The sequence below is a fragment of the Azospira oryzae genome (genome assembly GCF_004217225.1).
Taxonomy (GTDB): domain Bacteria; phylum Pseudomonadota; class Gammaproteobacteria; order Burkholderiales; family Rhodocyclaceae; genus Azospira; species Azospira oryzae.
Map to the genome: position 1 here is coordinate 74,790 of NZ_SHKM01000002.1, position 18,925 is coordinate 93,714.

General features: G+C 66.7%; 16 protein-coding genes. 9 read left to right on the forward strand and 7 right to left on the reverse strand.

Annotated features, from left to right (window positions below; translation table 11 throughout):
* Positions 1 to 37 precede the first annotated feature (37 nt).
* The gene (locus EV678_RS09530) at positions 38 to 292 is read left to right on the forward strand and encodes a hypothetical protein (RefSeq protein ID WP_014236357.1); all 255 of its coding nucleotides are present in this window, start codon (positions 38 to 40) and stop codon (positions 290 to 292) included.
* Between the two features lie 4 nt (positions 293 to 296).
* Positions 297 to 782, forward strand: a complete 486-nt coding sequence (locus tag EV678_RS09535) for a WbuC family cupin fold metalloprotein (protein WP_130459365.1) — start codon at positions 297 to 299, stop codon at positions 780 to 782.
* A 53-nt stretch (positions 783 to 835) separates the two neighbouring features.
* On the opposite strand, the gene EV678_RS09540 is transcribed toward EV678_RS09535, so the two are convergent.
* The 7 genes from EV678_RS09540 to metG form a co-directional block, all read right to left on the reverse strand.
* Positions 836 to 2,800, reverse strand: coding sequence for a TonB-dependent copper receptor (locus tag EV678_RS09540; RefSeq protein WP_235832444.1), 1,965 nt, complete (start codon positions 2,798 to 2,800; stop codon positions 836 to 838).
* Between the two features lie 230 nt (positions 2,801 to 3,030).
* Entirely contained in the window at positions 3,031 to 3,630 is a 600-nt protein-coding gene (locus EV678_RS09545) for a peroxiredoxin (protein ID WP_014236354.1), read from the reverse strand.
* 120 nt (positions 3,631 to 3,750) lie between these two features.
* On the reverse strand, positions 3,751 to 4,344 hold the full coding sequence (locus EV678_RS09550; protein ID WP_014236353.1) for a hypothetical protein: 594 nt from the start codon (positions 4,342 to 4,344) through the stop codon (positions 3,751 to 3,753).
* Positions 4,345 to 4,356: 12 nt separating this feature from the next.
* Positions 4,357 to 4,644 carry an acylphosphatase gene (locus EV678_RS09555; RefSeq protein WP_130459367.1) on the reverse strand — a complete coding sequence of 96 codons (288 nt, stop codon included), beginning with the start codon at positions 4,642 to 4,644 and terminating at the stop codon, positions 4,357 to 4,359.
* Entirely contained in the window at positions 4,637 to 6,304 is a 1,668-nt protein-coding gene (locus EV678_RS09560) for a SulP family inorganic anion transporter (protein WP_130459368.1), read from the reverse strand. Before EV678_RS09560 ends, EV678_RS09555 begins: the two co-directional genes overlap by 8 nt.
* The gene (locus EV678_RS09565; protein WP_130459369.1) at positions 6,301 to 6,573 is read right to left on the reverse strand and encodes a hypothetical protein; all 273 of its coding nucleotides are present in this window, start codon (positions 6,571 to 6,573) and stop codon (positions 6,301 to 6,303) included. The genes EV678_RS09560 and EV678_RS09565 overlap by 4 nt, the downstream gene beginning before the upstream one ends.
* A 71-nt stretch (positions 6,574 to 6,644) precedes the next feature.
* Positions 6,645 to 8,774: a methionine--tRNA ligase gene (gene metG, locus EV678_RS09570; protein WP_130459370.1), complete on the reverse strand. Its 2,130-nt coding sequence runs from the start codon at positions 8,772 to 8,774 to the stop codon at positions 6,645 to 6,647.
* A 190-nt stretch (positions 8,775 to 8,964) separates the two neighbouring features.
* On the opposite strand from metG, the gene apbC reads away from it, so the two are divergent.
* The 7 genes from apbC to EV678_RS09605 all read left to right on the forward strand — a co-directional run bounded on the left by apbC (position 8,965) and on the right by EV678_RS09605 (position 18,915).
* Positions 8,965 to 10,059, forward strand: coding sequence for an iron-sulfur cluster carrier protein ApbC (gene apbC, locus EV678_RS09575; RefSeq protein ID WP_130459371.1), 1,095 nt, complete (start codon positions 8,965 to 8,967; stop codon positions 10,057 to 10,059).
* 189 nt (positions 10,060 to 10,248) lie between these two features.
* The gene (gene dcd, locus EV678_RS09580) at positions 10,249 to 10,815 is read left to right on the forward strand and encodes a dCTP deaminase (RefSeq protein ID WP_014236347.1); all 567 of its coding nucleotides are present in this window, start codon (positions 10,249 to 10,251) and stop codon (positions 10,813 to 10,815) included.
* 71 nt (positions 10,816 to 10,886) lie between these two features.
* On the forward strand, positions 10,887 to 13,127 hold the full coding sequence (locus EV678_RS09585; RefSeq protein WP_014236346.1) for an arginine/lysine/ornithine decarboxylase: 2,241 nt from the start codon (positions 10,887 to 10,889) through the stop codon (positions 13,125 to 13,127).
* Between the two features lie 168 nt (positions 13,128 to 13,295).
* On the forward strand, positions 13,296 to 14,618 hold the full coding sequence (locus EV678_RS09590; RefSeq protein WP_130459372.1) for a surface lipoprotein assembly modifier: 1,323 nt from the start codon (positions 13,296 to 13,298) through the stop codon (positions 14,616 to 14,618).
* A gap of 13 nt (positions 14,619 to 14,631) precedes the next feature.
* Positions 14,632 to 15,978 carry a FecR family protein gene (locus EV678_RS09595; protein WP_130459373.1) on the forward strand — a complete coding sequence of 449 codons (1,347 nt, stop codon included), beginning with the start codon at positions 14,632 to 14,634 and terminating at the stop codon, positions 15,976 to 15,978.
* A 28-nt stretch (positions 15,979 to 16,006) separates the two neighbouring features.
* Positions 16,007 to 18,181 carry an O-linked N-acetylglucosamine transferase, SPINDLY family protein gene (locus EV678_RS09600; protein ID WP_130459374.1) on the forward strand — a complete coding sequence of 725 codons (2,175 nt, stop codon included), beginning with the start codon at positions 16,007 to 16,009 and terminating at the stop codon, positions 18,179 to 18,181.
* On the forward strand, positions 18,178 to 18,915 hold the full coding sequence (locus EV678_RS09605; RefSeq protein WP_130459375.1) for a FecR family protein: 738 nt from the start codon (positions 18,178 to 18,180) through the stop codon (positions 18,913 to 18,915). The genes EV678_RS09600 and EV678_RS09605 overlap by 4 nt, the downstream gene beginning before the upstream one ends.
* Positions 18,916 to 18,925 lie beyond the last annotated feature (10 nt).

Here is an 18,925-nt window from a genome sequence, read left to right on the forward strand (position 1 = left end):
GCCGGGCCATGCTTACCCCACTCCTGAGGAGCCTGCCATGAACTGCAAACCCCTTCTCGCCGTTGCCCTGGCACTGGCCCTGGCCGCCTGTTCCAAGGTCACCCTGGAAAACTACGGCAAGCTGAAAATGGGCCAGAAGTACGAGGAAGTGACGGCCATCATCGGCGAGCCCAGCCACTGCGACGAAACCCTGGGGGTGCGTTCCTGCGCCTGGGGCAGCGAACAGCAGGGCATCACCGTCAATTTCTTCGGCGGCCAGGTGGTCCTGCTCTCCGCCCGCAACCTGAAGTAGGCCCATGTCCGTCCGCCTCATCGACGGCGCCCTGCTGGCGGAGGTGACAGCCGAAGCCCAGGCCTCGCCCCGGCTCCGCAAGAACCGCAATTTCCATCCCCGGGACGACTACCCGGGCCACCGCCTGCTCAACGCCCTGGAACCGGGCTCCTACGTGCCGCCCCACCGCCACCTGGACCCCAACAAGGATGAAACCATGGTGGTCCTCAGCGGCCGCCTGGGCCTGGTGACCTTCGACGGGCAGGGCAACATCGCCGGCACTGCCGTGCTGGCCCCGGGCAGCCACACCCTGGGCGTGGACATCCCCCACGGCACCTGGCACTCCGTCCTGGCCCTGTGCCCGGGCACTGTCTTCCTCGAAGCCAAGTCCGGCCCCTACCTGCCCCTCACCGGCGACGAACTGGCCCCCTGGGCCCCGGCGGAAGGCCAGGTAGAAGCGGCAGCCTACCAGGCCACCCTGGCCCGCCTCTTCGCCGCCCCGGCAAGCTAAAAAAAAGGCCCGCTGGGGAGCGGGCCTGAACTTTCGAGAGGTAGTACAGGAACTCAGTCGAGGGCGATCTGGGCCTTCAGCCAGAAGGTGCGCCCGGGCTCGTTGATGCGTAGCGTCGACGCACCAAGGTAGCCGGCAATGTCGGAGCCGCCCTTGGACAGATGCTCGGCATAGACCTTGTCGAACAGGTTATCCACGCCGGCACTGAGCAGGGCCTTCTTGTTGGGACGATAGCCGGCGTTGAGGGAGAAGACGCCGAAGCCGCCGCTGCGTCCCAGGTCCTTGCCGTTGGAAACGATGTTGCCGGAACCCACGTCGTAGCGGTCCTGGGCCGAAACGAGCCGGGCCAGGGCACCGACGGAATAGGTCTTGTCGTCATAGGACAGGCCGACCCGCAGCTCCAGGGGCGGCTGCTGGGCCAGGGGCTTGTCGTCCGTGTCGTTGCTGCCGCGCACGTAGGCCAGGGTGCCGTAGCCCTTCCAGGCGGAATTGAACTGGTAGGCCAGGTCGGCTTCGCCGCCGTAGATGGTGGCATCCACATTGCGCGTCACCGCCGTGCCGACCCAGCGGATCAGCAGGTAGTCCTGCACCTTGCTGTAGAAGCCGGAGACCGCACCGCTCCAGGGACCGTTGCGATAGTTGGCGCCCACGTCCAGCTGGGTGGTCTTTTCCGGCTTGACGTCGAGGAAGACGCTGGTGGCCGGCGCCAGGGGATTGCCCTTGCCCCGCTCCCAGAAATCGGCGGTCCGGCCGGCATGGCCCAGGCCGGCGTACCAGGTGCCGGCACCCTTGGCAAAGTCGTTCTCGTAACGCAGGAAACCGCTGCCCAGGGTCTCCTTGTCGGTCTTACCCCGGGTGATGCTGGTGGCGCGCTTGTCCTGCACCTCATGCCAGTCCACACGCAGGCCGCCGATGACACGGCGATCCTCGGCCAGCAGGTGGGTGGCTTCGCTGAACAGACCATGCTGCTTGAAGATCATGTCCTCGGCCCAGGCCTTGGACTGGTAGCTCGTTTCAGCCGCCGCGGCGCTCATCATGGACATGCCGGAACGGAAGCGGTGGGTATCTTCCTTCTGGTCCACGCCGATGGTGACCTTGGTGCTATCGCCGGGAGCCAGGGTGATGGAGAAGCGGCTGCCCAGGGTCTTGCGGTCCGGATTGCTGACCATGTAGCTGGATGCCGGCGGCTTGGTGCGCAGACTGTAGTTGTCCATCACGTGGTCCACGTAGTTGTAGTAGGCCTGGGCCTCCACCTTGTCCACCAGGGCGGAAAGCTTGCGCTTCTCGAACTTCAGGGCCACGTTCTCCCGGGCGAACTTGGAGCCGTCCATGGAGCGGTCGGCGTAGGCAGCCTCGCCGTCGCTGCGGGCCAGGGACAGTTCCATGCGGGTGTTGTCGTCCGGCGTCAGGCCGATGGCTGCATTGTTGCTCCAGCGGGTGTAGCGGGAGTGCACGGTGTTGCCGTTGCCATCCTTGTAGTCGTCCGAATCGGCCCGGGTCGCCCCGGCCTGGACGTAGAAGTTGCCGTTGCCGGCCCGGATGTCGGCCATCTGGTCGTTGCGGCCGAAGCTGCCGAAGGTGAGGCTGCCATTGGCCTTCCAGCCGGCTTCGCGGAAGCGCTTGATGTCCTTCTCGAACAGCACCACCCCGGCCGACTGGCCGGCGCCGTAGAGCACGCTCTGCGGGCCCTTGAGCACCGTCACGCGGTCGTAGGATTCGGGATAGACATAGGCCGTCGGCGGATCCATGCGGCCGCCGCAGCCGCCGTAGATTTCCTGGCCGTCCAGGAGGATGCCCAGGCGGGAGCCGGAAAAGCCCCGCAGCACCGGGTCACCGTCGGTGCCGCCCTTGCGGATGACGGAAAAGCCCGGGATGGTCTTGAGGAAGTCGGCACCGTCGTGGGCCGGCAGCGGCTGGCGCGGGGCCTTGGGGTCGGTGACGACCTTGAGCGGCTCCTCCATGCGCGGGGCGGTGACGACCACGGTGTCGAGGGTGGTGCCGTCTTCAGCGACGGCCACCAGTGGAAATGCGAGAAAAATGGCCAGACTGAGCCGGCTAGGCATGAACTGCATGATGCTCCCCTGAGATGTTATTGACAGCTTTTCAGGGGTGGGATTCTGGCGGCAGCGGCGCCGGGCGGGAATGTGACACGGTGTCGCACCGAAGTGGTGCCAACGCCCTGCACCATAAAAAAAGCCACCGTTGCCGGTGGCTTTTCGGGCGACGCCCCGGAGGGCGGACGCAGGACTCAGAGAGCCTCGGCGTTCTCGGCCAGGTACTTGGCGACGCCCTCGGGGCTGGCGGTCATGCCCTTCTTGCCCTTGTTCCAGCCGGCGGGACAGACTTCGCCGTGCTCTTCGGTGAATTGCAGGGCATCCACCATGCGCAGCATCTCGTCGATATTGCGCCCCAGGGGCAGGTCGTTCACCACCTGGTGGCGCACCACGCCGGCCTTGTCGATCAGGAAGGAGCCGCGGAAAGCGACGCCGGGCGCAGCTTCCACGTCGTAGGCCTGACAGATTTCATGCTTGATGTCGGCCACCAGGGGATAGCCGACCTGGCCGATGCCGCCCTTCTCGACGGGAGTGTTCTTCCAGGCCAGGTGGGTGAACTGGGAGTCGATGGAGCAGCCCACCACTTCGACGCCGCGCTGCTTGAATTCGGCCAGGCGATGGTCGAAGGCGATCAGTTCGGAGGGGCAGACGAAGGTGAAGTCCAGGGGGTAGAAAAAGAGGACGGCGTACTTGCCCTTGATGTGCTCGGAAAAGGTCACTTCCTTGATTTCGTTGTTGCCGAGGACGGCCAGGGCTTTGAAATCGGGGGCTTGTTTACCGACGAGAACGGCCATTGTTTTTCTCCTGAATGACGGGGATGGGGGAATCGGGATCGGGGTCTGAGCCCCAGGCCGGACGCCATGGTTGGCGCCCGTGCCAGCGCTTTTCGAATCTAACCGAGGGTCAGGACGCTGTCAATTTCGCGCCAGGTAAGGCTCGAAGCCCGGCAACAGACCGATGGCCCGGGCCGGCAGGGGTTCGGGCACCAGGCTGCCCTGGAATACCGCCTCGATCACCGGTGGCTCCCGCCAGGGCTGGTCCATGAAGGTCAGTCCGGCCTCTTCCACCAGGGTGCCCGCCCAGTAGGCCCGGGAAATCTCGCCCAGGGTATCCAGATCCAGGTTGTGGGGCAGGTGCAGGTAATCGATCCAGTTGGCGTCGTGGTAGGAGCAGGTATAGGCGCCCCGGGTGGTGACCCGGGTCAGCAACTTGCCGAAGACCCGGCCGGGATGCTTGTTGCGGTAGTTCTCCGCGTCGGTGCGGGTGGCAAAGAGGAATTGGGCGTGCAGGCGGGAGGGATAACGCTCGAAGCTGCGCTGGCGGAAGAACTCCAGGTTGTATTCGGCGAAGTAGTTGTGCACCAGCTGGGGATTGATGCCGGAGGGAAAGACGGTGCGCGGCTCGGCATGGGGGCCGCCGCTCTGGAAATCCCATCCCGGCAAGGACTCCTCCGGCTCTAGCCAGACATAGAGTTCGAGGGGGGCGGCGCCGCGCAGGAGATTATCCATGACGGCATTGTGTCAGAGGCTGGGGCGCTGTTCAAAACCTTCTGTCGGATCGGCTTCCGGCGCGGCTTCCAGGATCTCCACCCCGCTCACCCGGGCGGCCGGCGGTCCCTGGGCGGCCCAGGCCAGCAGTCCGGCCACCGCCTCGGCTTCGCCCCAGGCCAGGGCCTCCACCGAACCGTTGCTGCGGTTGCGCACCCAGCCCCTCAGCCCCAGGCCTTGGGCCTCGCTGCAGAGGGACCAGCGAAAGCCGACACCCTGCACCAGGCCGCGCACCCGCAGCCGCACCGCCCGTTCAGGCATGGGACGGGGAGCCTCCTGCCTCATCCCGGGGCAGCAGGATGGCGGCCCGCTGCCAGGCCTCGGCCAGGCTGTCCACCAGGTTGTCCGTCCCCACGTCGTCGGCAAAGCCGGAGCGGGACACCAGGGAACCGGGCTGGGCATTGAGCCCGGCCAGGATCAGGCAGCCACCCCGCTTGGCCAGCATGCGCTGCAGGGCCTCCAGGGTGTCCAGGCCGGTGGTGTCCAGGTTGATCACCTGGTGCAGGTCCAGGATCAGCACCTGGGTGCCCTGGGCATGCTGGTCCAGCAGGGTCTGCAGCTTGCCCACGGCGCCGAAGAAGAGGGAGCCGTAGAGACTGTAGGCCGCCACCGGCTGGCCCGCCGCCCAGTCGGGCAGGCTCAGGGGCGCCACCTTGGTCAGCTCGGACATGCGGTAGATGAAGAAGAGGGAAGCCAGCACCATGCCGATCTCCACCGCCAGGGTCAGGTCGAAGACCACGGTGATGAAGAAGGTGGAAAGGAGGATGGCCCGGTAGTTCATGGAGTAACGGGGCAGTTCCTTGAACTCGTGCCACTCGCCCATGTTCCAGGCCACCACCATGAGGATGGCGGAGAGGGTGGCCAGGGGCACGTCGCTGGCCAGGGGGGCCGCCACCAGCACCACCGCCAGCAGGGTCAGGGCGTGCACCATGCCGGCCACCGGAGTACGGCCGCCGGCCCGCACATTGGTGCTGGTGCGGGCGATGGCGCCGGTGGCGGCAAAACCGCCCACCAGGGGAGCCACCACATTGGCGACGCCCTGGGCCAGCAGTTCCTGGTTGGGATCGTGGCGGTCGTCGATCTGGCTGTCGGCCACCCGGGCGGAGAGCAGGGACTCGATGGCCCCCAGCAGGGCAATGGTGATGGCCGGGGAAATGAGGTTGCGCAGGGTGGACAGGGTCAGCTCGGGAAAGGCGAAGGCCGGCAGGGACTGGGGAATGCCGCCAAAGCGGCTGCCGATGGTCTCCACCGGGAATTCGAGCAGGGACTGGGCCACCGTGCCGGCGATCAGCACCGCCAGGGGGCCGGGCAACTTGCCCAGCAGGGGCAGCTTGCCGGCCACCTTCTTGTTCCACAGCACCAGCAGCACCAGGGAGACGGAAGCCAGAGCCAGGGTGGGCAGATCGGTATTGGGCAGGTTAGCCGCCAGCACCTTCATCTTGGCGAAGAACTCGGCCGGCAGGGCCTCCATGTCCAGGCCAAGGAATTCCTTGATCTGGCTGATGAAGATGAGCACAGCGATACCGTTGGTGAAGCCGATCACCACCGTCACCGGGATGAAGCGGATCAGGGCGCCGAGGCGGGCCAGGCCCATGCCGATGAGGATCAGCCCGGCCAGCATGGTGGCGATGAGCAGGTTGGCCAGGCCGTATTGGGCGACGATGCCGTAGACGATGACGATGAAGGCACCGGTGGGGCCGCCGATCTGCACCCGGGAGCCGCCCAGGGCGGCGATGATGAAACCGGCGACGATGGCGGTCCAGATACCGGCCGCCGGATCGACGCCGGAGGCGATGGCGAAGGCCATGGCCAGGGGCAGGGCCAGGACGCCGACAGTGAGGCCGGCCGACACGTCGCGCCCGAACTGGGCCCGGTCGTAGTCAGGCAGGCAGTCCAGGAGCTTCGGTCGGAAAGCGCTCATTGTTGTGCTGTGCTGTCTTGTGGGGGAACCTGTTTCAGGGTCTCGCGCAGGATCTGGGCGGCGGCCCAGAGCATGAGACCCAAACCGGCGAGGGTGCTGAGGATAGCCTCGCCCATGGAGGACGGGAAGTTGCGGAAAAACAGGGGTTCCTTGCCCGTCAGGTAGGCCAGGCCGACGGCGAACGCCACCATGCCGACCACGTCCAGGAGGGCGAAGCCGACGATGGGCAGGGTCAGGGAAAAGCGCCTTTTACCTTGGGGCAGGATCATGGCGTCAGCCTAGGGCCTGGGCCTGACACAGAACTTACAGGCTGAATTTTTAGCAAACTTAGACCCCTTGGTTATTTCACCCGCATCCCGGGCTGGGCGCCGGCATCGGGGGAAAGGATGTACAGACCGCCGGTCTTGCCTTCCGGATCGGAGGCCGCCAGCACCATGCCTTCGGACATGCCGAACTTCATCTTGCGCGGCACCAGATTGGCCACCATCACCGTCAAGCGGCCCACCAGGGCGGCCGGATCGTAGGCGGACTTGATGCCGGCGAAGACCTGGCGCGGCTTCTCCTCGCCGATATCCAGCTGCAGGCGGATCAGCTTGTCGGCGCCTTCCACATGGCTGGCGTCCACGATCTTGGCGATGCGCAGGTCCACCTTCATGAAGTCGTCGATGGAAATGTGGGGGCCGGTCTCGGCGGCGGCCTGGGCCACCTGGGCTTCCTTCTGCTGCTTTTCGGCGTGGCGCTGCTGGGAATGCTCGGCGCCCTTCTCCGCGGCCTTGGCCGGGGCTGCAGCAACGGCAGGCGCCAGGGAAGCCTTGTTGGCCTCCACCAGGGCTTCCACCAGCTTGGGGTCGATGCGGGTCATGAGGTGCTCGTAGGGCTGGATGGCATGGCCGGCGGCCAGCACGGCATTGACGTCGTCCCAGGCGAAGGGGGCGACGTTGAGGAAGGCGGCCACCTTGTCGGCCAGCACCGGCAGCACCGGCTTCAGGAGCACGGTGAGCAGGCGGAACAGGTTCAGCGCATTGGTGCAGGCAGCGTGCAGGGCCGGGTCCTGGCCCTCCTGCTTGGCCAGCTCCCAGGGCTTCACCGTGTCCACATACTGGTTAACGCCATCGGCCAGGGCCATGATTTCCCGCAGGGCGCGGCCGAATTCCCGGTTCTCGTAGTATTCGGCGATGCGCGGGGCGGCTTCCCGGATAGCGGCATAGGGAGCCAGGGACTGGTCGGCCACGGCCAGCTGGCCGTTGAAGCGCTTGGCGATGAAGCCGGCAGCACGGCTGGCGATGTTCACATACTTGCCCACCAGATCGGAATTCACCCGGGCGGTGAAGTCGGGCAGGGACAGGTCGATGTCTTCCAGGGTGTTGGTCAGCTTGGCGGCGAAGTAGTAGCGCAGCCATTCCGGGTTGAGGCCCTGCTTGAGGTAGCTCTCGGCAGTGATGAAGGTGCCGCGGGACTTGGACATCTTCTGCCCGTCCACGGTGAGGAAGCCGTGGGCGAAAACCTTGGTCGGGGTGCGGAAGCCGGCCTGCTCCAGCTCGGCGGGCCAGAACAGGGCGTGAAAATAGAGGATGTCCTTGCCGATGAAGTGGTACAGCTCGGCCTGGGAATCCTTGGCCCAGTATTCGTTGAAATCCAGGCCATTCTTCTCGCACAGATTGGCGAAGGAGCCCATGTAGCCGATGGGGGCGTCGAGCCAGACGTAGAAGTACTTGCCCGGGGCGCCGGGAATCTCGAAACCGAAATAAGGGGCGTCCCGGGAAATGTCCCAGTCGGTGAGCTTGTTCTCGCCCTCGGCCCCAAGCCACTCCTGCATCTTGTTGGCGGCTTCCGGCTGCAGGCGCCCCTCTTCCCGGGTCCAGCGGCGCAGGAAATCCTGGCAGCGGGGATCGGAGAGCTTGAAGAAATAGTGGTCGGACGAACGCATTTCCGGCTTGGCGCCGGACACGGCGGAGTACGGGTCCTTCAGGTCGTTGGGGGTGTAGGCGGCACCGCAAACCTCGCAGTTGTCGCCGTACTGATCCTTGGCGCCGCACTTGGGGCACTCGCCCTTGATGAAGCGGTCCGGCAGGAACATCTCCTTCACCGGATCGTAGAACTGCTCGATGGAGCGCACCTCGATCAGGCTGGCCGCCTGCAGCTTGCCGTAGATGTCTTCGGCGCAGCGGCGGGTTTCCGGGGTGTTGGTGGAATAGTAGTTGTCGAAGCCCACCAGGAAGCCGGCGAAGTCCCGCGTGTGCTCGCCGTAGACCCGCTCGATCAGGGCTTCCGGGGTGATGCCTTCGTTTTGGGCCCGCAGCATGATGGGCGTGCCGTGGGTGTCGTCGGCGCAGACGTACCAGCAGTCGTGGCCCCGCATTTTCTGGAAGCGCACCCAGATGTCGGTCTGGATGTACTCCACCAGATGGCCCAGGTGGATGGAGCCGTTGGCGTAGGGCAGTGCGGAGGTGACGAGGATCTTGCGCTTCATGGGGGAGCCTGAAAAAGTCGGAGCAAAGGCGGGAGTTTACCAAACGCTGGGCCCAGGACCCGGCCCGGCCCTGGAAAAGAACGAAAAGAAGCCGACGCAACAGCCAAGGAGCGCTTTTGGCCGGCCCCTGCCTTGGGGTATACTCGACAAAATCACTCAAGTATCAGGCTTCCCACAGGAGTTCCCTGCCATGACCATCAGCGTCGCCGACGTCCACACTGCCCTGCAGTCCCTGATCGACCCCAATACCCAGAAGGACTACGTTTCCTCCAAGGCCGCCCGCAACATCAAGGTGGACGGCAATGACGTTTCCCTGGACATCGAGCTGGGCTACCCGGCCAAGACCCAGATCGACGCCATCCGCACCCGGGTCATCGCCGCCATCAAGGCCCTGCCCGGCGCCGGCAACGTCTCCGCCAATGTCTATGTGAAAATCGTCTCCCACACCGTGCAGCGGGGCGTGAAGCTGCTGCCGGGCGTCAAGAACATCATCGCCGTGGCCTCCGGCAAGGGCGGCGTCGGCAAAAGCACCACCGCCGTGAACCTGGCCCTGGCCCTGGCCCAGGAAGGCGCCACGGTCGGCCTGCTGGACGCCGACATCTACGGCCCCTCCCAGCCCCAGATGCTGGGCCTGGCCGGCAAGCAGCCCGAATCCAAGGACGGCCAGAGCCTGGAGCCCCTGGAGGCCCACGGCATCCAGGCCATGTCCATCGGTTTCCTCCTGGAAGACGTGGAAACCCCCATGGTCTGGCGCGGCCCCATGGTCACCCAGGCCCTGGAACAACTGCTGCGGGATACCAACTGGCGCGACGTGGATTACCTGGTGATCGACATGCCGCCGGGCACCGGCGACACCCAGCTGACCCTCTCCCAGAAGGTGCCGGTGACCGGCGCCGTGGTGGTCACCACACCCCAGGACATCGCCCTCATCGACGCCCGCAAGGGCCTGAAGATGTTCGAGAAGGTGGGCATTCCCATCCTCGGCATCGTCGAGAACATGTCCATCCACATCTGTTCCAAGTGCGGCCACGAAGAACACATCTTCGGCCACGGCGGTGGCGAGCAGATGTGCAAGGACTACGACGTGGAATTCCTCGGCGCCCTGCCCCTGGAACTGGCCATCCGAGAAATGGCCGACACCGGCAAGCCTACCGTGGTCGGCGCCCCCGATTCCCGCCCGGCGGAAATCTACCGGGCCATCGCCCGCCGGGTGGCGGTGAAGATCGCCGACAAGGCCAAGGACCTGACCGCCAAGTTCCCCAACATCGTGGTGCAGAACACCTGAGCCGCCGGCGGGGGCAAAGGACTACCCGAGCCCCCGCCATCCACTTGATCTGCCTGCATTTTCCCCCCAGCAGCGGCACCGCCGGCCCCCGCCCCGCCCACCACGGGCTTCCCCTCCTGTAAAAACCCTTTTTGTGCACCCCAACACCAAGTAGAATCCGCTTTTTTCCAAGGTGTTGGGGTAGCTGGCATGGCCATCAAATCCGATAAGTGGATCCGCCGCATGGCGGAGCAGCACGGCATGATCGAACCGTTCGAGCCGGGGCTGGTGCGCGAGGTCAATGGGGAGAAGATCGTTTCCTACGGCACCTCCAGCTACGGCTACGACATCCGCTGCGCCCGGGAATTCAAGGTCTTCACCAACATCAACTCCACCATCGTGGACCCGAAGAAGTTCGATCCCCAGTCCTTCGTCGAGATCGAGGCGGACTATTGCATCATCCCGCCCAACTCCTTCGCCCTGGCCCGCACCGTCGAATACTTCCGCATCCCCCGCAGCGTACTCACCGTCTGCCTGGGCAAGAGCACCTACGCCCGTTGCGGCATCATCGTGAACGTCACCCCCTTCGAACCCGAATGGGAAGGCTACGTCACCCTGGAGTTCTCCAACACCACCCCCCTGCCGGCCAAGATCTACGCCGGCGAGGGCTGCGCCCAGGTGCTCTTCTTCGAGTCCGACGAGGTCTGCGAGACCTCCTACAAGGACCGGGGCGGCAAGTACCAGGGCCAGGTGGGCGTCACCCTGCCCAAGATCTGACGCCTTCGCGCAACATTTTCGACTTATCCTGTGACCCGCTCCGGCGGGTCGCCGTCTTTTGAGGAACAGCCATGCGCTTCCACTTCCCGGTCATCATCATCGACGAAGACTTCCGCTCCGAGAATGCCTCGGGCCTGGGCATCCGGGCCCTGGCGGAAGCCATCCAGGCCGAAGGTCTGGAAGTGCTGGGCGTCACCAGCTACGGCGACCTGACCTCCTTCGCCCAGCAGCAGAGTCGGGCCTCCACCTTCATCCTGTCCATCGACGACGAGGAGTTCTCCTCGCCCGAGGCGTCCGCCAAGGCCATTGCCGGCCTGCGCGCCTTCGTCAGCGAAATCCGCCTGCGCAACAGCGAGATTCCCATCTTCCTGCACGGCGAGACCCGCACCTCCCGCCACATCCCCAACGACGTGCTGCGGGAACTGCACGGCTTCATCCACATGTATGAAGACACGCCGGAATTCATCGCCCGCAACGTGGTGCGGGAAGCCAAGGCCTACCTGGAATCCCTGCCGCCGCCCTTCTTCCGGGCCCTCACCCACTACGCCTCGGACGGCTCCTATTCCTGGCACTGTCCCGGCCACTCCGGCGGCGTCGCCTTCCTGAAGAGCCCGGTGGGCCAGATGTTCCACCAGTTCTTCGGCGAGAACATGCTGCGCGCCGACGTCTGCAACGCCGTGGAGGAACTGGGCCAGCTGCTGGACCACACCGGCCCGGTGGCGGCCTCCGAGCGCAATGCGGCACGCATCTTCAACTGCGACCACCTGTACTTCGTCACCAACGGCACCTCCACCTCCAACAAGATCGTCTGGCACTCCACCGTGGCCCCGGGCGACATCGTGGTGGTGGACCGCAACTGCCACAAGTCCATCCTGCACGCCATCATGATGACCGGCGCCATCCCGGTCTTCCTCATGCCGACCCGCAACAACTTCGGCATCATCGGCCCCATCCCCAAGAGCGAGTTCGCCTGGGAGAACATCCAGAAGAAGATCGCCGCCAACCCCTTCGCCACGGACAAGAACGCCAAGCCCCGGGTGCTGACCATCACCCAGTCCACCTACGACGGCATCCTCTACAACGTGGAAGCCATCAAGGAAGAGCTGGACGGCAAGATCGACACCCTGCACTTCGACGAAGCCTGGCTGCCCCACGCCGCCTTCCACGACTTCTACGGCGATTACCACGCCATCGGCGCCGACCGGCCCCGCTGCAAGGAGTCCATGGTCTTCTCCACCCAGTCCACCCACAAGCTCCTGGCCGGCCTTTCCCAGGCCTCCCAGATCCTGGTGCAGGACGCGGAGAACAGCCACCTGGACCGGGACGTGTTCAACGAGGCCTACCTCATGCACACCTCCACCAGCCCCCAGTACGCCATCATCGCCTCCTGCGACGTGGCCGCGGCCATGATGGAAGAGCCGGGCGGCACCGCCCTGGTGGAGGAATCCATCGCAGAGGCCCTGGACTTCCGCCGCGCCATGCGCAAGGTGGACGAGGAGTGGGGCTCCGGCTGGTGGTTCAAGGTATGGGGCCCGGACGACCTCTCCGAGGAAGGCATCGAGGAGCGGGACGCCTGGATGCTCAAGCCCGGCGACCGCTGGCACGGCTTCGGCAACCTGGCCGACGGCTTCAACATGCTGGACCCGATCAAGGCCACCATCATCACCCCGGGCCTGGACGTGGACGGCGAGTTCGCCGAACGGGGCATTCCCGCCGCCATCGTCACCAAGTACCTGGCCGAACACGGCGTGATCGTGGAGAAGTGCGGCCTCTACTCCTTCTTCATCATGTTCACCATCGGCATCACCAAGGGCCGCTGGAACAGCATGGTGACCGAACTGCAGCAGTTCAAGGACGACTACGACAAGAACCAGCCCCTGTGGAAGGTACTGCCCGCCTTCGTCGCCAAGCACCCGCGCTACGAGCGGGTCGGCCTGCGCGACCTGTGCCGGGAAATCCACGCCGTTTACCGCTCCAACGACGTGGCCCGCCTGACCACCGAGATGTACCTCTCCGACATGGTGCCGGCCATGAAGCCTGCCGACGCCTTCGCCAAGATGGCCCACCGGGAAATCGACCGGGTGCCAATCGACGAGCTGGAAGGCCGGGTCACCTCGGTGCTGCTCACCCCCTACCCCCCGGGCATTCCCCTGCTCATCCCGGGCGAGCGCTTCAACCGCACCATCATGCAGTACCTGCAGTTCGCCCGGGATTTCAACGAGAAATTCCCCGGCTTCGAGACCGACATCCACGGTCTGGTCAAGGAAGAGCGGGACGGCAAGGTGGGCTACTACGTGGACTGCGTACGCTGACCCGGCGGTGCGGCACAGAAAGCGGCGGGATTTCCCGCCGCTTTTTTTTCGCCAGAATTTTCTCAAATATCGCGCCAAGCCCATGAAAAATGGGAATAACTGCATTGACATTGCCATGCTGCTTTGCCACATTAGCCGCGATAAGAAATTGTTGAATTGGGGTCTGGGGTGAAAGTCAAAAAATCCGTATTGAATGTCTGCGTCGTCCTGTCGTTGCTGGGCTGCGGCGCCGCCTGGGGGGCCGATGCCACCCTGGGCCAAGCCGGACGCCTGCTGGAAAGCGGCAAGGGCAGCGAAGCCTATGTCCTGCTGGAAAGCCTGGAGCCCGAACGGGCCGGGGAAATCGAATACGACCTGCTGCTGGGGCTGGCCGCCCTGGAGGCGGGCCAGAACACCCGGGCGGTCTTCGCCCTGGAACGGGTGCTGGCCCAGGAACCGAACAACGCCCGGGCCCGGGCCGAGATTGCCCGGGCCTATCTGGCCCTGGGCGAGACCAAGAATGCCCGCCGCGAGTTCGAGAATGTGCGCAGCATGGGCGTGCCGGCCGAAGTGGGCAGCACCATCGAGCGTTTCCTGGCAGCAGTGGAGCGCCTGGAGGACGAAGCCCGCACCCAGGTGCGCGGCTATCTGGAGCTGGGTCTGGGCATCGACAGCAACGTCAACAGCGGCACCAGCCGCGGCGAGTACGCCATTCCCTTCTTCGGCGGCTGGATGTTCCCGGTCGGCAGCGGCGCCAAGGAAAACGGTGACACCTTCACCAACGTGGCCGGCGGCATCAATTTCCGCACTCCCCTGCAGGCCGGCCTGGCCGTCACCGGTGGTGCCGCCTTCTCCCAGCGCCTCAACAGCAACGATACCGACTTCGACAACGGCAGCTGGGACGCCAATCTGGGCCTGACCAAGGCGGCGGACAAGAACCAGTATTCCCTTGCCCTCCAGGCCAGCACCTTCCGCCTCAACGGCGAGCGCTACCGGGACGCCATGGGCTTCACCGGCCAATGGCAGCACAACTACGACTCCCGCAACCAGGCCAGCCTCTACCTCCAGTACGCCAGCCTCACCTACCCGGGCCAGGCCATCCGCAACACGGACCGTTTCGTCGTCGGCGGCGCCTACGCCCACGCTTTCCGCGAGGGGCAGGTCATCTACGGCGGCGCCTACGTGGGCACCGAGATGGAAAAGAACGAGCTGGCCACATTCATGGGCCACGACCTGGTGGGCGTGCGCATCGGCGGCCAGATGGACCTGGCCCCGCGCTGGGTCGGCTTTGCCAACGCCAATCTGGAACAGCGCCGCTACCACGGCAGCGACCCCTTCTTCCTCAGCATCCGCCAGGACCTGCAGGCCAACATCAACGTGGGGGCCAATTTCAGTCCCAGCCGGGAATGGCACATCACGCCCCAGTTCAGCTATACCCGCAACGACTCCAACCTGACCCTCAACGATTACCACCGCCAGGTGGTCTCCGTTACCGTCCGCCGCGATTTCTGAAGCAGGTCCCGCCATGCACATCGCCCTCACCTCCCGCCCCTCCCCCCTGCTGCTGGCCCTGGCCGCTGCCTACCCGGGCCTGGCCACGGCCGCAGCCGCCGCCCGGGTCGATTTCGCCGTCGGCAACGTGGTGGCCCTCGGCGCCGCCGGCAGTACCCGCCCCCTGAGCAAGGGCGCCGAAGTCCAGCCCGGGGAAACGGTCAGCACCCGGGACGGCCGCGCCCAGCTGCGCTTCTCCGACGGTTCCCTGGTTTCCCTGCAGCCCCAGAGCGACTTCCGGGTGGACAGCTACCGCTACGCCGGCCAGGCGGACGGCAGCGAGCAGGGCTTCTTCAGCCTGCTCAAGGGCGGCATGCGCACCATCACCGGCCTCATCGGGCGCACCAACAAGGACAACTACCGGGTCACCACCAACGTGGCCACCATCGGCATCCGGGGCACCGAGTACTCCATCACCTACGGCGACGGCATCACCGTCTCCACCGGCGAAGGCCAGGTCATGGTGTGCAACGGCGGCGGCTGCCTGCTGCTGTCCAGCGGCGAATCGGCCCTGGTCACCACCCCCACCTCCCAGCCCAGCCGTACCGAGGCCCGCACCAACCTGCCGCCGGCGCCGCCCAGCGTCTCGCCCCAGGTGTTTTTCGCCAGCGGCGAGCAGCGTTCCGGCAACGGTACCCCCACCCTCAACTCCCCCCTGCTACCCAGCGGCGAGGGCTACAACTTCCATTGGGCCGGCGTCAAATCCGGCAACCCCTACATCACCTACTTCGGCGACACCAATGCGGGCTTCGGCAGCGACGGCAGTCTCAGCACCGTTGCGGTCGGCGTCCTCAACTACAGCGCCCAGGGCAATGGCTTCTATTTCACCGACGGCACCATCGGCTGGGGCCGCTGGAGCAGCGGCGTCCTGACCGGCGACGGCCCGAGTGACCAGGCCCTGAAGGACGTCCACTACGTGGTGGGCAAACCCACCCCCACCAACGATCCGGTGTTTTCCTCCTCCGGCACCAGCACCTACAACATGCTGGGCTTCACCATGCCCACCTCCACCACCGGCGTGGTCGGCACCCAGGCCGTCACCGGCCAGCTTTCGGTGAATTTCAGCACCTACCAGGTGGGGGTCAACATGACGGTGCCCATCGGCGGCAAGACCTACGTCATCACCGATACCGCCTCCTGGTCCTACGGGGTTTTCAGTTCCGGCGGTTTCATTTGTGGCGGCGCCTGCACCAACGGCCAGCTCAGCGGCTTCTTTGCCGGCAGCGGCGCCTCCCACGCCGGTCTGACCTACCAGTTCCTGGACAACCTGCCCGGTACGGACCTGGGCAAGATCAGCGGCGCCGCCGTCTTCAAGAAGTAGTCGGGCGGACGCCGTAAGGCCCCGGCCCATGAGCGACAGCGCCCTGGCTCCCGCCCGGGACCTGCTGGCCCGGGGGGCGCCCCAGGCGGCCCGGGAGTGGCTGCAGGCCAATCCGCCCCGGCCCGGGGATGCCGCCGAACACGCCTTCCTGCTGGGAGTGTGCCAGCTGCAAGCCGGCCAGCCCCGCCTGGCCGTGGCGCCGCTGGAACACTGCCTGGCCCTGGATCCCGCCCATATCAACGCCGCCAATGCCCTGGCCACGACCCTTCACCTCCAGGGGAACAATGCCCGGGCCTGCCAGGTCCTGCGCCTGTGCCTCGAGTACCGGCCGGCAGCCGGCGAATGCCTGCTCAACCTGGGGCGCCTGCTGGAAATGGACGGCGACCACGCCGGCGCCATCGCCGCCTATGGGCGGGTTCCGGCGGCAACGCCAGCCCTGTCCTTCCCCGCCGGCATGCGCCACGCCTCCCTGCTCTCCCGCATGGGGCAGACGGAAGAGGCCCTGGCGCTCCTGCGAACCCTGACACCCGAGCCGGCGGATGAGCACCGGACCCTGCGGCAACTGCAAGGGGAAATACTGCTGGCAGCCGGCCGAGCCCCGGAGGCCGAGGCCCTGCTGGCCGGCGCCACGGATGCCCGCCTGCAGTTGCTGTGGGGCATGGCCCTGGCCGCCCAGGCCCGCTGGGAGCCGGCCCGGACGGCCTTGGGCGAAGCCTGGGAGCGGGCTCCCGGGGAGCGCCGCCACTGGACCAACCCGCTCACCGGCCAGGTCTTCGGCCCCGGCCCCCTGCCCAGCCCGCTGCAGTGTTTTACCGGTTACCACCGCCAGCAGGCGGGCCAGGGAGAGTGGGCACAGCGGCAAGCCTTCGCCCGGGAAAGCGCCGCCTATCCCCTGGCGCCCACAGCGACGGACTGGCACAGCGCCTTCGCCCTCTTCTCCGCCCCCCTGGCACCGGCTGTCCGGCGCCGTCTGGCCGACCGCTGGGCCGACGCCCTGCTGGCGGCAATGCCTCCGGCCACCACCCGGCCCCAGCCCCGGGCCCGCCATGACGGCACCCTGCGCATCGCCTACCTGTCGCCGGACTTCGGCGACCACGCCATGGGCCATTGCCTGCGCTCCTTCTGCCGGCACCATGACCGCCGTCGCTGCCACATCACCCTCTATGCCGACTCCCGGGACGACGGCAGCGAAGTGCGCCGCCAATTGCGCCGGGAGGCGGATGCCTTCACCGAAGTTTATGGACTCAGCGACGGAGACCTAGAGCAGCGGATGGCCCGGGACGGCATCCAGATCCTGGTGGACCTGGCCGGCTACACCCGGGGCGGACGCCCCCGCCTGGCGCGGCGCCCCGGCAGCCCGCTCAAGGTGCTGTACCAGGGCTACCCGGGCACCCTCGGCAGGGGCCTGGCCGACTACGCCCTGGTGGACCGGCACGTCTGCCCGCCGGGCAGCGAGGCCCACTGGGCCGAAGCCCTGATCCGGCTGCCGGACAGCTTCTTCCTGCTGGACAGCGAGGCACCCGCCGTTCCCTTGGCGGAGGCGGCCGAGCTGGGCGCTCCCGCCGCCCCAGTGGTATTCGCCTGTTTCAACCAGACCTGGAAGGTGGATGCCCAGGCCATGGTCCTGTGGCAGGCCGTCCTGGCGGCGGTGCCCGAAGCCGTGCTGTGGCTCCACGCCGAGACGCCGGCCGTGGCCGCGGCGCTCACCCGGCGGGCCGCCGAGGCCGGCATCGGGGCGACCCGGCTGCACTTTTCCCCGGGCACCACCCGGCCCCGTTATCTGGCCCGCTACCGCCACGTCCATGCCGTGCTCGACACGCCCCTCTACCACGGCCACGGCACCGGCGCCGACGCCCTGGGGATGGGCACGCCCGTGCTGTCCCTGCAGGGGGAAGGCTTCCAGGCCCGGGTGGGCGGCAGCCTGGTACGGGCCCTGGGCCTGCCCCAGCTGGCGGTGGAAAGTGCCGAGGCCTATGTGGCCACCGCCATCCGCCTGGGCCGGGACGAGGCCTGGCGGCAGGCCCTGGCCGCCGACATCCGTCGGGGCTGCGCGACGGATGGGCCCCTCGGTACCCGGCGCCGAGTGCGCCAGCTGGAACAGGCCTACGCCAGAATCTGGCAACATCACCGGGCCGGTCTGGCCCCGGCCTCCTGCGCAGTGGAAGGAGGGAACGCAACTGAAGATGAGGAAAAGACAGCATGAGCAGAAACCTGTTTGCCGCCTGGCTGCTGGGCCTGCTGCTGGCGGGCAGTCCGGCGGCGGTGCTGGGGGCAGAAGCCGCCGCCCGGGTCGCCTTTGTCGTCGGCGAGGCCACGGCCAGCCTGCCGGACCAGCCGCCGCGCCAGCTCGTCCGCGGCAGCGAAGTGGGGCCTGGCGACAGCATCCGCACCGGCACCGGCGGCCGGCTGCAGTTGCGCTTTTCCGATGGCAGCCAGCTCTCCCTCAATCCCGGCAGCCTGTTCCGCATCGACGACTACCAGTTTGCCGCCACCACCCCCCAGCCGGCCCGGGGCGTCTTCAGTCTGCTGCAGGGCGGCCTGCGCACCATCACCGGCCTCATCGGCAAGGCCCGGCGGGAGGATTACCGCATGCAGACCACGGTGGCCACCATCGGCATCCGGGGCACCGACTATGGCCTGGAATACGCGACGGATGGGGGCCTGGGCGCCACCACCTACAGCGGCCAGATTGAAGTGTGCAACGAGGGCGGCTGCCTGCTGCTGGACGCGGGGGAAAGCGCCCGGGTCAACGACGGCCACAGCCGGCCCGTCCGCAACGGCACGCCGCCGCCCTTGCCCGGCAGCGGGCCGGCCGGAGGCAGTGGTGACAGCGGTTTTGCCGCCAGCGGCGAACGACGAGGCAGCGGCATTCCCGGCGGCCAGCAGCCGCCGGTCAACGGCGGGCCGTCCACTGCCCCGACGGGCGGCCGCTACTGAGGTACAGGCT